Here is a 14,125-nt window from a genome sequence, read left to right on the forward strand (position 1 = left end):
GCTAACCACTAATTTTATAACATTCCTTTGGTTGAAGGTAAAAACATTTTATTAGCATCACGTTTTACCGCCATTTTCATCGCTTTAGCAAAGGCTTTAAAAATACCTTCAATTTTATGGTGTTCGTTAGTGCCTTCAGCTTTAATATTTAAGTTGCATTTAGCACCATCGGTAAACGATTTAAATAGGTGAAAAAACATTTCTGTTGGCATATCCCCTATTTTTTCACGCTTAAATTCTGCATCCCATTCTAACCAATTTCTACCTCCAAAATCAACCGCAACCTGAGCTAAACAATCGTCCATTGGCAAGCAAAAACCATAACGCTCTATACCTAATTTGTTTCCTAAGGCTTTGTTGAATAATTCACCAAGAGCAATCATAGTGTCTTCAATGGTATGATGTTCGTCTACTTCTAAATCGCCAGAAACTTTTATGGTTAAATCCATAGCACCATGACGCCCAATTTGATCAAGCATGTGGTCAAAAAATGACAATCCCGTATCGATATCATTTTTACCCGAACCATCTAAATTCAATTTAATATAAATTTGAGTTTCGTTAGTGTTGCGTGTAATTTCAGACACTCGATCTTTAAGTTTTAAAAACTCGTAGATATCTTTCCAATCGGTGCTCGTTAATGCAATGGCATCCATAATTTCTTGTTTAGAAGCTTCTGTTTCATTTGCTCCCAATTCTGGATTTTCAGACAGAAAAATACCTTTAGCCCCTAAATTTTTAGCCAATTCCATATCGGTAATACGATCACCCAATACAAATGAATTTTCTAAATCATAATCTTCAGAAAAATATTTGGTTAATAACCCTGTTCGAGGTTTGCGCGTTGGGGCATTTTCATGTGGAAAAGTTTTATCAATATGAATATCGGCAAACGTAACACCTTCCTTTTTAAAAGCATCAACAATTTTATTTTGAGCTGGCCAAAACGTATCTTCTGGAAAACTATCGGTGCCTAAACCGTCTTGGTTGGTTACCATAACGAGCTCATAATCTAATTCTGAAGCTATTTTAGCCATGTATTGAAACACCTTAGGATAGAACTCTAATTTTTCTAAACTATCTAATTGATAATCTACAGGTGGTTCTAAAACTAGGGTTCCATCACGGTCTATAAAAAGGACTTTCTTTTTCATTTATATGGCTTTTAAATTTTGAATTAACACCTTATTTTCTTCTTGTGTTCCAATGGTAAGTCTTAAACAATTTTCACATCCTGGTTGTGTGGTTCTGTTTCTAACCACAATACCTTTTTCAATCAATTGGTTATAACGTTTGGTTGCATCATCTACTTTTACCAACACAAAATTAGCATCTGTTGGATAAATTTTTAAAACGTAACTAACGCCTTCTAAAGCATTAATAAGCGCTGCTCTTTCTTCTAAAATTGTAGCAACTTGTTCTTCTACTTTACTATAATTATTAAGCTGATTTAGCGCCCTTTGTTGTGTTAATTCGTTAACATTATACGGTGGTTTTATACGATTTAAAACCGAAATAATATCTTGGGAAGCATAACAAATACCCAAACGGATACCTGCCATACCGTAAGCTTTAGAAAGTGTTTGTGTAATGATTAAGTTTGGAAATTCGTTTAATCTACTAATCCAGCTTTCTTCATTTGAAAAATCGATATACGCTTCATCAATAACAACAATCCCATTAAAACCTTTAACTAATTTTTCAATGCTTTTAGCTTCAAAACTATTACCCGAAGGATTGTTTGGTGAGCATAAAAATAATAGTTTAGATTTTGCGTCTTGTGCTTCTAAAATAGCTTCAACTTTAGGTTGAAAATTAGGATCTAATTGTATTTCTCTTATGGCAATGGCGTTAATATTTGCCAGTACGGTGTACATACCATAAGTGGGTGGTAATGTGATGATGTTATCCTGATTAGGCTCACAAAAAGTTCTGAAAATTAAATCTAAAACTTCATCGCTACCATTACCTAAAAGTATATTTTGAGGCGCAACATGTTTTCTAACCGCAAGTAAGGTTTTAACACGACGTTGCAACGGATCTGGATAACGGTTCACGCCATTTTCATAGGGATTCTCGTTAGCGTCAAGAAACACCATATCATCGCTATTTCCTTGAAATTCGTCTCTAGCTGAAGAATACGGTTTCAGGTTTCTAATCGCTGGCCTAATTAAATCTTGAATGTTCATTATTTTAAATCCTTTAATCGTATGGTAACTGCATTTTTGTGCGCTTGTAAACCTTCGGCTTCAGCCATAAGCTCTATGCTTTCTCCTATATTTAACAGCCCTGCTTTAGATATTTTTTGAAAGGTCATACTCTTTGTAAAACTATCTAAATTAACACCGGAATATGCTTTAGAAAATCCATTAGTTGGTAAGGTATGATTTGTTCCAGAGGCATAATCACCTGCACTTTCTGGCGTGTAGTCTCCTATAAAAATAGAACCCGCATTGCTAATACCATTAACGTATAAATCTTCATTTTTAGAACAGATGATAAAGTGTTCTGGACCGTATTCATCAATAAGTTCTAAAGCTAAATCATCGTTATCAACATAAATTAACTTAGAATTGGCTATGGCTTTTTCGGCAATATCACGTCTAGGTAAAACACTTAATTGTTTTTCAACTTCATCTGAAACTTTTTCAATAATATCTTGAGAAGTAGAGACTAAAATCACCTGACTATCTGCACCGTGTTCGGCTTGACTTAATAAATCTGAAGCGATATAAGACGGATTAGCACTTTCGTCTGCCACAACTAAAAGTTCACTAGGCCCAGCAGGCATATCAATAGCCACACCAAATTTAGTAGCCAATTGTTTTGCAACGGTTACAAATTGGTTTCCTGGTCCGAAAATTTTATAAACTTTAGGAATGGTTTCAGTACCAAAAGTTAAGCCAGCAATGGCTTGTATACCACCAACTTTTATAATTTTGGTTACACCACATAAATTTGCAGCATAAAGAATTTCAGGTGCCAGCTTACCTTCTTTATTAGGAGGTGAACACAATACAATTTCTTTACATCCTGCAATTTGAGCTGGAACGGCCAACATTAAAACCGTTGAAAATAAAGGCGCTGTACCTCCTGGAATATATAACCCAACTTTTTGAATCGGTCTTTTTTCCTGCCAACACGATACGCCCTCTGTAGTTTCTAGTTCTACTTTGGTTGTTTTTTGCGCCGTATGAAAGGCTTCAATATTTTGTTTAGCTAATAGAATAGCTTTTTTTAAAGGTTCTGAAACTTGAGCTATAGCCTCGTTAATTTCGTCTACACTAACTACATTAGTATCTAACGAAACACCATCAAAACGGTGGGTAAACGCATTTACTGCAATATCTCCTTTTTCTGAAACTTCTTTGAATATCTGATTTACAGTCCCTTCAATATCAACTACAGTTTGCGTTGGACGCTGTAAGATGGTTGTCCAATCCTCACGTTTAGGGTTATTTATAATTTGCATTGTTTTCTGCTTTAGCTTATAATACCATTTTCTCTATCGGACAAACTAAAATACCTTGAGCTCCTTTAGCTTTTAGATCGTCGATAACATCCCAAAATTCATTTTTGCTAATTACAGAATGTACAGAACTCCATCCTTCTTGTGCCAAGGGTAGAACGGTTGGACTTTTCATCCCTGGTAACACGTCAATAATATCCTGAAGCTTATCGTTAGGCGCATTTAACAATACATACTTTGAATCTCTACCTTTTAAAACCGATTTAATTCTAAACTGAATGGTTTCTAAAATGGCTTGACGCTCGGCATCTAATTTAGGCGATACAGCAAGCACAGCTTCAGATTTTAATATGGTTTCAACCTCTTTTAAGTTGTTTTTAAATAAGGTGCTTCCACTTGAAACGATATCGCAAATAGCATCGGCTAAACCAATATTTGGCGCAATTTCAACCGAACCATTAATAATGTGAAGGTTTGCATTTACACCATTTTCATCTAAATACATTTGAACTGTATTGGGATAAGAGGTCGCAATACGCTTTCCTTCAAGATCTTTTATGTTCTTAAATTTTGCAGCTTTAGGCACAGCAATACAAACACGACACGATGAAAAACCTAATTTTTCAACAACATTAATGCCGGCTCCTTTTTCAATTAAAACATTTTCACCTATAATAGCTGCATCAACCACACCATCTTTTAAATACTGAGGAATATCGCCATTTCTGAGATAAAAAACTTCCACTGGAAAATTTCTTGCCGAAGCTTTTAATTGGTCCTTCCCATTATCAATGGAAATACCAATATCTTTTAAAATTTTCATCGAGTCTTCGTTTAAACGCCCCGATTTTTGTACTGCAATTCTTAATTTACTCATTTTATTGTTTTTATGAGTTTGAACAATTCAAGTGATTTTTAAAAATAAAAACCCGCTTGATTGTCTCAAACGGGTTTAAAATATATGTTGAATTTATTCAATACATTTTCACTTCGCTTGAGAGCAAATTTGGAAATGATGATGTAAATGAATAAAAGTCATGTCTTATTTTTCTATTGCAAATATCAGTAATTAATCTTTATAAATCCAAATTCTAAATACAATTCTTAAAACATTTAGAAATTATTAATTTTTGTATGAAAAAAAATGACAAATCATTAAAAGATAAACTGATATGCTGAATTATTTTTTGAACTTATTGATTTCCTAAAATAATAGGCATACCACTATCTCCAGAACCAATCACAATAACTTTACTATTTGGTGATTCAGACAATTTAATAGTAGCCTCAATACCCTTATCTTGTAATATTTTATCAGTTAATGACGCACTTAAAATCTTGTTTGCATCCGCTTTACCTTGAGCTTCAATACGTTGTTTTTCTGCTTCCTTTTGCGCTGTAATAAGCCTAAATTCATACTCTAATGATTGTTGTTCTTGCCCTAGCTTGCGTTCAATAGCATCTTTTATAGCGGTTGGAAGTGTTACATCTCTTACCAAAACTTCAACCAAATCAATATATTGATCATCCACTATTTTTTTAGTTTCATCATATATTTCTTGTTGAATGGCATCCCGCTTAGATGAATAAATTTGCTCTGGTGTATAGCGTCCCACCACACTTCTTGTTGCCGATCTGATAGCTGGTTTTAAAACACGTTCTAAATAATTAGAACCTTTTTCCTGATGCAACTTCCCTAAGTTTTCCAATTCAGGTTTATACCATGCTGTAGCTTCTAACTGAATATCTAATCCATTTGACGACAACACCTTCATACGTTCTGTTAATTCTTGCTGACGTGCTTCATAAATAAAAACTTTATTCCATGGTGCTACAATATGAAACCCTTCACCTAGTGGTGCCTTATCGGTTACAACACCGCCACCAAATGTTTTATACAAAACACCTGCTTCACCGGAACCTATGGTAACGGCCGATTTTGTTATTACAACAATTAATATGATTATTGCAATGATTACGGGAAATGCAATTTTTGGTAATTTTTCCATGTTTTATCTATTTAAATTAATCCGTTATATTTTCTTAAAAACCATTCTGCAGATAAACTAAGCACAATAATAGCTAAAAGATACTTCCAATCTATCAAGGGCATCGTTTCTTTTTTACTTTTTTGAATGGGGGTAAATCTATTATCATTCAACAAATCTGAAATTAAAGTCGATGTATCATCTACAAAATAGCTTTTTCCTGTAGTATTTGTCGCTACTTGATTTAGTCGTGTTACATCAGCATTTAAAAATTGTTGCTCAACATTATAGGCCAATATTTCAAAACGTCCTGATTTAGCAATGTTTTCACCAGTTGTTTTTATAGTGAAATTGTAGGACGAAGGCTTTAAACTACTCAAATCAACTTCATAGTGATTCCCTTTTAACAGTAGCGGGAATGTTTTTTTTGTTTGAGTTGATCTGTTAGTTACTGTAATTTGTAACGCACCACTATCATCAAAAACATAATTCTTATCAAAATATTCCGCTTTGATTATTACACTATTACTTCCTTCGTAAAACGATTCATAATCTACAGTTAACCGGCTGCGTTTTTTATTTGAAGCCAAATACTGAATAAGCTTACCTATAAAATCATCAAAAGCATTAAAATTATTCGTATTTAAAAAACTCTGGGCGCGCCATTGCCATATATTTTCACCAAACAAAACAGCTTCCTTATGATCTAGGTCTTCAAATGTAGCCAATAAAGGTTGTGAAAGCGAAATACCATTTATGGTTTTATTTAAAATTGTTTGAAATGGTACTTGAAATTGAGTCTTTCCATAATGAGAATACAAGGGTGGATATGATTCAAAATCAATATCATTAACTTGAAAAGGCGAATTGATTTCGTTCAATTCAGCTTGGTAGTTTTCAAACTGATTTGTAATTTCAATTTGATAATTAGAGGTGTTTTTATTGATAAACCCTAAGTCCGTTTTTGCTCCAATAATAATAAAAACATTACGCTTTGTTGCTTTTAATTTCTGATAAATTTTATTAAACTTAAAGTTTGGTTGATATATTATAATAAGCTGAAAATCATCATAATTAAACGTTGTTTCATTAGGATGTAGTATAGAAACAGAACGCAATTCGTTACGTTCAATACTTTTTTTAAACGCTCCTATATCTGGATGTAGAATATCACTAACAAGAGCAATTTTTGATTTTTGATCGATAACCTCAATAGCAAAATTTTTAAGGTTATTAGTCTTATTTTTTTCGTTTTCAAGTGGAATAATTTCTGCTTTTAAATTTGTAACACCAACGTTTGTTGTTGGGAGGGTGAAATTTAAAACATGAGAATTTTTTAATTTCGTAAAATGTAATACTTCCGAATAAATTACTTGATTTTTTTGAATTATTTGAAATTTTGATGATACTGATGCATGCCCCTCATATACCAAAATGGCTTCAACAGGAAACTTATTTTTTAAATACGCATATTTGTTAACGTTTAACTGCTGTATCTTTAAATCGGTATAACTTATAGTGTCTCCCAAAATAATGGGGTAAACAGGTTGGTTATATTGAATGGGTTTTGAGGCGTAATCTATACCATACGTGGCATTACCATCTGTAATCAATATGGTAGGTGAAACACTATGCTTATAAATCTGATTAAGGTTTTTAAAAGCATTGGTTATATGGGTTTGTGTGCCTTTAAAATTAATTGAATCACTTGACTTTAAATCATTGTCAAATGTGTAAACTGCCAAGTTAAATTTTTCCTGAAGTTTTTTGTTTGTTTTAAGGTGAGTTACTAATTCTAACGCTTTTTGATCCTGTTTTAAGTGCTTTACAGAACTTGTATTGTCTACGGCAATAACAAGATTAGGTTTTTCTGTAAAAACATACTGCGATTTGAACTTTGGATTGATAATGAGAAGCAGCGTGCCAAAATAACTAACAAAACGTAAAAAAGAGAAAAGTATCTGTTTTTTTGATAGACTCTTCTCTTTTTTTAAATACTGAAACAGCGCCAAGAGTAACGCTATAATTCCAGAAAGTATAATATATAAAACGGTTTCGGTTTGCATGTATGATTGACGATTTTTACGTCACGATAAAATTTCAAGAACGTAATTCGTACATCATAGTTTAGGTCAACATACCACCATCTACGTTCAATGTCTGCCCTGTTACGTAAGCACTCATATCACTCGCTAAAAACACACAAACGTTGGCAACATCTTCGGGAGTTCCACCTCGTTTTAATGGAATACCTGCACGCCACCCTTTAACAACGTCTTCATCAAGTTTAGCCGTCATTTCTGTTTCAATAAAACCAGGAGCAACAACGTTACTTCTAATGTTTCTTGAACCTAATTCTAAGGCAACTGATTTTGAAAAACCAATAATACCAGCCTTAGATGCAGCATAGTTAGTTTGACCAGCATTACCTTTTACCCCCACTACTGAACTCATATTGATAATAGAGCCTTTTCTTTGTTTTAACATGGTTCTTTGTACGGCTTTAGTCATGTTAAAAACAGATTTCAAGTTTACTTCAATTACGGTATCAAAATCCTCTTCAGAAATACGCATCAATAAATTATCTTTTGTAATACCGGCATTGTTCACTAAAATATCGATACTTCCAAATTCTTTAGCCACTTCATCTGCTAACTTTTGCGCTTCTTCAAAACTAGCCGCATTACTTTGATAGCCCTTTGCTTTTACACCAAGATCGGTCAATTCTTTTTCTAGTGCATTGGCAGCATCAACAGAGGAGCTATATGTGAATGCTACATTTGCACCCTGCTGTGCAAATACCTGTGCAATGCCTTTACCTATACCACGGCTTGCTCCCGTAACAATAGCCGTTTTTCCTTCTAATAATTTCATTTATATTCTAGTCTATTATGTTTTTAAAACTTCATTACAATCAAAGATAGCAATTAGAAATTTGTTGATATGAAAAAACCTTACAAGATTTGCAAGGTTTTTTTATATGCGTGTTTGTTTTTTAGCCTAATACTTCTGCTACTTTTTTACCAATTTCAGCAGGAGAATCTACTACATGAATACCACAAGCGGTCATAATCTTCTTTTTAGCTTGAGCTGTATCATCACTTCCTCCAACAATGGCACCAGCATGCCCCATAGTTCTACCAGCAGGCGCAGTTTCACCAGCTATGAACCCAACAATTGGTTTTTTACTTCCACTTTCTTTATACCAGTTTGCAGCATCAGCTTCTAATTGACCTCCAATCTCTCCTATCATAACCACAGCCTCAGTATCTGGATCGTTAATCAATAATTCAACCGCTTCTTTAGTGGTTGTTCCAATAATAGGATCACCTCCAATTCCTATCGCTGTAGTAATTCCCAAACCTTGTTTTACAACTTGATCTGCTGCTTCGTAAGTTAATGTTCCAGATTTAGATACAATACCAACCTTTCCTTGTTTAAACACAAAACCTGGCATGATACCAACTTTTGCCTCTCCTGGCGTAATAACCCCAGGGCAGTTAGGACCTATTAGTCTACAATCTTTATTTTTAATATAGTTTGAAGCCGTAATCATATCGGCAACAGGAATACCTTCAGTAATAGTGATAATCACTTTTATGCCTGCATCAGCGGCTTCCATAATAGCATCAGCGGCAAATGCTGGTGGAACAAAAATAATGGTGGTGTTTGCTCCTACTTGTTCTACGGCTTCTAGAACAGTATTAAAAACAGGTTTATCTAGGTGGGTTTGTCCACCTTTTCCGGGTGTTACACCTCCAACTACGTTAGTACCATATTCAATCATTTGACTTGCGTGAAACGTACCTTCGCTACCTGTAAATCCTTGAACTATTATTTTTGAATCTTTATTTACTAAAACACTCATAAGTGATTATTTATCGTTAATTAATTATTGAAAACAAATGTAAATTTTTGATTTTACTTTTTGTATAGAATTTATTCTTTTTTTGATTTTAGAAGTTCTAAAACTTTTGGAATTTGCCTAATACTGGCTAACTCCTTTAGTTTTACTCTAACTTCTTCGGCAGGGCAACCAAAATATGTTTTCCCTCCTTCTAAAGATTTGCTAATACCAGATTGTGCTTGAACCACCGCTTTCTTTCCAATGGTAACACCACTTGTACAACCTACCTGCCCCCAAATGATTACTTCATCCTCAATGACAACACAACCAGCAATACCAACTTGCGAAGCAATTAAGCATTTTTTTCCAACAACGGTATCATGACCTATTTGGATTTGATTGTCTAATTTTGATCCTTTTCCAATGGTTGTATCACCAGTTACACCTCTATCAATAGTACAAGCCGCACCAATATCAACATGATCTTCAATAACAACGCGCCCACCAGATTTAAGTTGATCAAATCCTTCTGGTCTGTTTTTGTAATAAAAAGCACTTCCACCTAATACAGTACCTGCATGAATCGTGACGTGGTCACCTATAACAGCATCATCATAAATACTAACATTAGAGTGAATAACACAATGATTCCCTATAACCACATTGTTTCCAATAAAGCAATTAGGTTGAATGACTGTATTCAATCCAATCTTTGCTGATGCTGATATAGCCCTTTCACTGGCTTGAAATGGTTTAAAATGACTTGTTAGTTTATTAAAATCTCTAAACGGATCATCACTAACTAAAAGAGCTTTTCCTTCTGGACAAGACACTTCTTTATTTATTAACACTATCGTTGCCGCAGATTCAAGTGCTTTATTATAATATTTGGGATGATCAACAAAAACAATATCACCTGGTTCTACCACATGAATTTCGTTCATGCCTAAAACAGGAAAATCTTCGGAACCCACAAATTGGCAACCAATAAGCTCGGCAATTTGCGCTAATGTATATGGTTTAGGGAACTTCAAAAAACTATTCTTTAATGCGCTCTTTATAAGTGCCTTTAGCAGTTTCTACCTTAATTTTATCACCTTCGTTGATAAATAATGGTACGTTTACCTCTGCGCCTGTTTCAACCGTGGCAGGTTTCGTAGCATTAGTAGCAGTATTTCCTTTTACGCCAGGTTCTGTATGAGTCACTTCTAAAATAACACTAGCTGGTAAATCTACAGAAAGTGGCATATTATCTTCTGCGTTAATAAGCACAGTAACCACCTCGCCTTCTTTCATTAATCCTGGATTATCTAGTGCTGCTTCGGTTAATTGAATCTGTGTATAATCTTCAGTATTCATAAAATGATAGTACTCACCATCATTATATAAAAATTGAAATTTGTGTGTTTCAACACGTACGTCCTCTAATTTATGACCCGCAGAAAAGGTATTATCAATAACCTTCCCGTTTGTTACACTTTTTAATTTTGTTCTTACAAAAGCAGGACCTTTACCTGGTTTTACGTGTAAAAACTCTATAATTTTATAAATATCGTGATTATACCGAATACATAATCCGTTTCTAATATCTGATGTTGTTGCCATTTATCTAATTTGATTTAAAATATCCTTTCATAATACCACGATGTGAGTTTCTTATAAATTGAAGAATTTCATCGCGCTCTGGAGTAGCCTCCATTTCTGCTTCTATAATTTCAGCAGCTTGAGTATTGTTATAATTCTTTTGGTATAAAATTCTAAAAATATCTTGTATTTCTCTTATTTTTTCGGTGGTAAAACCGCGTCGTCTTAGGCCTACCGAATTAATTCCTACATAAGAAAGTGGTTCCCGTGCTGCTTTTACGTATGGCGGTACATCTTTTCTCACTAAAGATCCTCCAGTTACAAAAGCATGATTTCCTACCGAAACAAATTGATGTACCGCAGTCATACCCGCTAAAACCACATAATCACCAATGGTAATATGTCCTGCGAGTGTACTATTATTCGAGAAAATACAATTATTACCAACCACACAATCATGAGCAATATGACAATAGGCCATAATTAAGCAATTGTCTCCAACCACCGTTTTCATTCTGTCGGCCGTTCCTCTATTGATAGTAACACATTCTCGTATGGTAACATTATTACCTATTTCAACTGTAGTTTCCTCATCATTATATTTTAGATCTTGAGGCACGGCTGAAATCACGGAACCAGGAAAAATATTACAGTTTTTTCCTATTCTAGCCCCTTCCATAATAGTTACATTACTACCTATCCAACTTCCTTCTCCTATTTTTACATTATTGTGAATAGTAGCAAAGGGCTCTATCACCACATTTTTTGCAATTTTTGCACCAGGGTGCACATACGCTAAAGGTTGATTCATAATTATTTTACTTTAGATATTTGTGCCATTAATTCTGCTTCGGCACATAATTTTCCGTTAGCATAAGCGTAACCTTGCATATGACAAATTCCGCGTCTGATTGGAGTGATTAAAGAACATTTAAAAATTAGTGTATCCCCAGGAACTACTTTTTGCTTAAACTTAACATTATCCATTTTCATAAAAAAGGTTAAGTAATTTTCTGGATCAGGAACCGTATTTAAAACCAAAATACCTCCTGTTTGAGCCATAGCCTCACAGATTAAAACACCAGGCATTACTGGAGCTCCAGGGAAATGCCCTTTGAAAAATTCCTCATTCATGGTGACATTTTTCATTCCTACTACGTAGGTGTCAGTAAGTTCAAAAACTTTATCCAACAGTAAAAAAGGTTGTCTGTGCGGTAACATAGCCATGATTTGATTCACATCCATAAGTGGCGGTTGATTCAAATCTATGTTTGGAACATTATTTCTTCTTTCGTTTTTAATAATTTTTGAAAGCTTTTTTGCAAATTGTGTATTTACAAAATGTCCTGGTTTATTGGCAATTACTTTACCGCGTATTCTGGTTCCAATTAAAGCTAAATCGCCTAAAACATCTAATAACTTGTGTCTTGCTGCTTCATTAGGATAATGTAAAGTAAGGTTATCTAAAATACCATTAGGCTTTACGGCAATAGTATCTTTTTTAAAGGCTACTTTAAGCTTTTCTATGGTTTCGGGGGAAATGGCTTTATCAACATAAACAATAGCATTATTGAGATCACCTCCTTTGATTAACCCATGTTCTAAAAGCATTTCTAATTCATGTAAAAAACTAAATGTACGAGATGCCGAAATATCTGATTTGAAATCTGAAATTTGATTAAGGGTGGCATTCTGGGTTCCCAAAACTTTGGTGCCAAAATCTACCATCGTAGTAACCTGATATTCCTTTGCAGGCATCACTAAAATTTCACTTCCAGACTCTTCATCTACATATGAAATCACATCGGTCACTTCATACTCTTCTCTGCAAGCGTCTAACTCAACTACACCCGCTTTTTCAATAGCTTCAACAAAAAACTTTGAAGACCCATCCATAATTGGGGGTTCAGACGCATTAAGCTCTACAATCACATTGTCAACATCTAGTCCTACCAGCGCTGCTAATACATGCTCAGAAGTTTGAATGGCAACGCCGTTTTTTTCAAGGCAGGTACCACGTTGTGTATTGGTAACATAATTAGCATCTGCTTCAATTACAGGCATACCTTCTAAATCAACACGTTTAAAAGATAAACCTGAATTAGCCTCAGCAGGCTTAAACGTTAAGGTGACATCTTTTCCTGTGTGTAGCCCCACACCTTGTAAAGAAACTTCGTTCTTTATAGTCTTTTGTTTGATATTAGTATTTACTATTCCCATTTATTTTTTTCTAAATCATTTAAATTTTTAACAATGGAAGGCAAGTTTTTAAAATGAACGTATGCCTTATTATAATCATGTAGTTTTATAGCGGGAGATCCTTGAAGTATTTCATTATCTCTTACATTTCTCGCTATTCCTGACTGCGCTTGAATTTTTACATTATCACCTATTGTAATGTGGCCCGCAATACCAACTTGTCCCCCTATTTGGCAATGCTTACCTATTTTTGTAGAACCGGCAATACCCGTTTGTGCCGCAATCACTGTATTTTCACCTATTTCAACATTATGAGCTATTTGAATTTGATTATCAAGTTTAACTCCTTGCTTTATAACAGTTGATCCTAAAGTTGCTCTATCAATAGTAGTAGCTGCTCCTATATCAACAAAATCTTCAATAACTACATTTCCTGTTTGGGGTATTTTACTATACCCACCGTCATCATTGGGAGCAAAACCAAAGCCATCAGCTCCAATAATAGCTCCTGAATTAATAACACAGTTTTTACCTATTGAGGTTTCAGAGTAAACTTTTGCCCCAGAAAACACAATAGTATTATCTCCTATGGTAACATTATCACCAATGTATACATTAGGAAATATTTTCACATTTGAACCTATTACCACATGACTTGAAATATAACTGAAGGCACCTATATAAACATCATCTCCATATTGGGCCGAGTCACTTATAAATGAAGGCGCTTCAACCCCAACTTTGTTCAGTTTTACAGAATTATAATACTCAAGGATTTTAGAAAATGCTAAATAAGCATCATCTACTTTAATCAACGTTGTAGTAAGATTCACTTCAGGCTTAAAAGTTTTATTTACTATGGTAATAGATGCCTGAGTAGAATAAATATGTGGTGTATACTTAGGATTTGCTAAAAAAGTTAAAGAGCCTTCTTGTCCTTCTTCAATTTTAGAAAGCTTAGATACTTCAATATCAGGATTTCCAACAACATCACCATCTAATATTCCTGCTATTTGTTGTGCTGTAAATTTCACCGAA

At 34.2% G+C, this 14,125-nt stretch carries 13 protein-coding genes; all 13 read right to left on the reverse strand.

Annotated features, from left to right (window positions below):
- Nucleotides 1–14: 14 nt before the first annotated feature.
- The 13 genes from hisB to lpxD all read right to left on the reverse strand — a co-directional run bounded on the left by hisB (nt 15) and on the right by lpxD (nt 14,121).
- On the reverse strand, nt 15–1,154 hold the full coding sequence (hisB, locus tag FGF67_RS02045) for a bifunctional histidinol-phosphatase/imidazoleglycerol-phosphate dehydratase HisB (protein WP_139694800.1): 1,140 nt from the start codon (nt 1,152–1,154) through the stop codon (nt 15–17).
- Nucleotides 1,155–2,189, reverse strand: a complete 1,035-nt coding sequence (hisC, locus tag FGF67_RS02050) for a histidinol-phosphate transaminase (protein ID WP_139694801.1) — start codon at nt 2,187–2,189, stop codon at nt 1,155–1,157.
- On the reverse strand, nt 2,189–3,472 hold the full coding sequence (gene hisD / locus FGF67_RS02055; protein WP_139694802.1) for a histidinol dehydrogenase: 1,284 nt from the start codon (nt 3,470–3,472) through the stop codon (nt 2,189–2,191). The genes hisC and hisD overlap by 1 nt, the downstream gene beginning before the upstream one ends.
- A 16-nt stretch (nt 3,473–3,488) precedes the next feature.
- Nucleotides 3,489–4,346 carry an ATP phosphoribosyltransferase gene (hisG, locus tag FGF67_RS02060; protein ID WP_139694803.1) on the reverse strand — a complete coding sequence of 286 codons (858 nt, stop codon included), beginning with the start codon at nt 4,344–4,346 and terminating at the stop codon, nt 3,489–3,491.
- Nucleotides 4,347–4,662: 316 nt separating this feature from the next.
- The gene (locus FGF67_RS02065) at nt 4,663–5,478 is read right to left on the reverse strand and encodes a prohibitin family protein (RefSeq protein WP_139694804.1); all 816 of its coding nucleotides are present in this window, start codon (nt 5,476–5,478) and stop codon (nt 4,663–4,665) included.
- Between the two features lie 11 nt (nt 5,479–5,489).
- A complete protein-coding gene (locus tag FGF67_RS02070) occupies nt 5,490–7,523 on the reverse strand; it encodes a VWA domain-containing protein (protein ID WP_139694805.1) in 2,034 nt (677 codons plus the stop codon).
- Nucleotides 7,524–7,584: 61 nt separating this feature from the next.
- Entirely contained in the window at nt 7,585–8,331 is a 747-nt protein-coding gene (fabG, locus tag FGF67_RS02075; protein WP_139694806.1) for a 3-oxoacyl-[acyl-carrier-protein] reductase, read from the reverse strand.
- A gap of 121 nt (nt 8,332–8,452) precedes the next feature.
- The gene (gene sucD / locus FGF67_RS02080) at nt 8,453–9,325 is read right to left on the reverse strand and encodes a succinate--CoA ligase subunit alpha (protein ID WP_139694807.1); all 873 of its coding nucleotides are present in this window, start codon (nt 9,323–9,325) and stop codon (nt 8,453–8,455) included.
- A 71-nt stretch (nt 9,326–9,396) separates the two neighbouring features.
- Nucleotides 9,397–10,338 carry a UDP-3-O-(3-hydroxymyristoyl)glucosamine N-acyltransferase gene (locus FGF67_RS02085; RefSeq protein ID WP_139694808.1) on the reverse strand — a complete coding sequence of 314 codons (942 nt, stop codon included), beginning with the start codon at nt 10,336–10,338 and terminating at the stop codon, nt 9,397–9,399.
- A 4-nt stretch (nt 10,339–10,342) separates the two neighbouring features.
- On the reverse strand, nt 10,343–10,909 hold the full coding sequence (efp, locus tag FGF67_RS02090) for an elongation factor P (RefSeq protein ID WP_139694809.1): 567 nt from the start codon (nt 10,907–10,909) through the stop codon (nt 10,343–10,345).
- Between the two features lie 4 nt (nt 10,910–10,913).
- Nucleotides 10,914–11,699, reverse strand: coding sequence for an acyl-ACP--UDP-N-acetylglucosamine O-acyltransferase (lpxA, locus tag FGF67_RS02095; protein ID WP_139694810.1), 786 nt, complete (start codon nt 11,697–11,699; stop codon nt 10,914–10,916).
- Between the two features lie 2 nt (nt 11,700–11,701).
- Complete coding sequence (locus FGF67_RS02100) at nt 11,702–13,108, reverse strand: bifunctional UDP-3-O-[3-hydroxymyristoyl] N-acetylglucosamine deacetylase/3-hydroxyacyl-ACP dehydratase (protein WP_139694811.1); 1,407 nt, start codon at nt 13,106–13,108, stop codon at nt 11,702–11,704.
- Entirely contained in the window at nt 13,099–14,121 is a 1,023-nt protein-coding gene (gene lpxD / locus FGF67_RS02105) for a UDP-3-O-(3-hydroxymyristoyl)glucosamine N-acyltransferase (RefSeq protein WP_139694812.1), read from the reverse strand. The genes FGF67_RS02100 and lpxD overlap by 10 nt, the downstream gene beginning before the upstream one ends.
- Between the last annotated feature and the right edge of the window lie 4 nt (nt 14,122–14,125).

Origin of the sequence: Allotamlana fucoidanivorans (genome assembly GCF_006265225.1) — a bacterium.
Classification (GTDB): domain Bacteria; phylum Bacteroidota; class Bacteroidia; order Flavobacteriales; family Flavobacteriaceae; genus Allotamlana; species Allotamlana fucoidanivorans.

What these genes read in the sequence shown, in the direction of transcription:
- hisB (WP_139694800.1), bottom strand. Translation starts at nt 1,154, where the DNA reads ATGAAAAAGAAAGTCCTTTTTATAGACCGTGATGGAACCCTAGTTTTA.
- hisC (WP_139694801.1), bottom strand. Translation starts at nt 2,189, where the DNA reads ATGAACATTCAAGATTTAATTAGGCCAGCGATTAGAAACCTGAAACCG.
- hisD (WP_139694802.1), bottom strand. Translation starts at nt 3,472, where the DNA reads ATGCAAATTATAAATAACCCTAAACGTGAGGATTGGACAACCATCTTA.
- hisG (WP_139694803.1), bottom strand. Translation starts at nt 4,346, where the DNA reads ATGAGTAAATTAAGAATTGCAGTACAAAAATCGGGGCGTTTAAACGAA.
- FGF67_RS02065 (WP_139694804.1), bottom strand. Translation starts at nt 5,478, where the DNA reads ATGGAAAAATTACCAAAAATTGCATTTCCCGTAATCATTGCAATAATC.
- FGF67_RS02070 (WP_139694805.1), bottom strand. Translation starts at nt 7,523, where the DNA reads ATGCAAACCGAAACCGTTTTATATATTATACTTTCTGGAATTATAGCG.
- fabG (WP_139694806.1), bottom strand. Translation starts at nt 8,331, where the DNA reads ATGAAATTATTAGAAGGAAAAACGGCTATTGTTACGGGAGCAAGCCGT.
- sucD (WP_139694807.1), bottom strand. Translation starts at nt 9,325, where the DNA reads ATGAGTGTTTTAGTAAATAAAGATTCAAAAATAATAGTTCAAGGATTT.
- efp (WP_139694809.1), bottom strand. Translation starts at nt 10,909, where the DNA reads ATGGCAACAACATCAGATATTAGAAACGGATTATGTATTCGGTATAAT.
- lpxA (WP_139694810.1), bottom strand. Translation starts at nt 11,699, where the DNA reads ATGAATCAACCTTTAGCGTATGTGCACCCTGGTGCAAAAATTGCAAAA.
- FGF67_RS02100 (WP_139694811.1), bottom strand. Translation starts at nt 13,108, where the DNA reads ATGGGAATAGTAAATACTAATATCAAACAAAAGACTATAAAGAACGAA.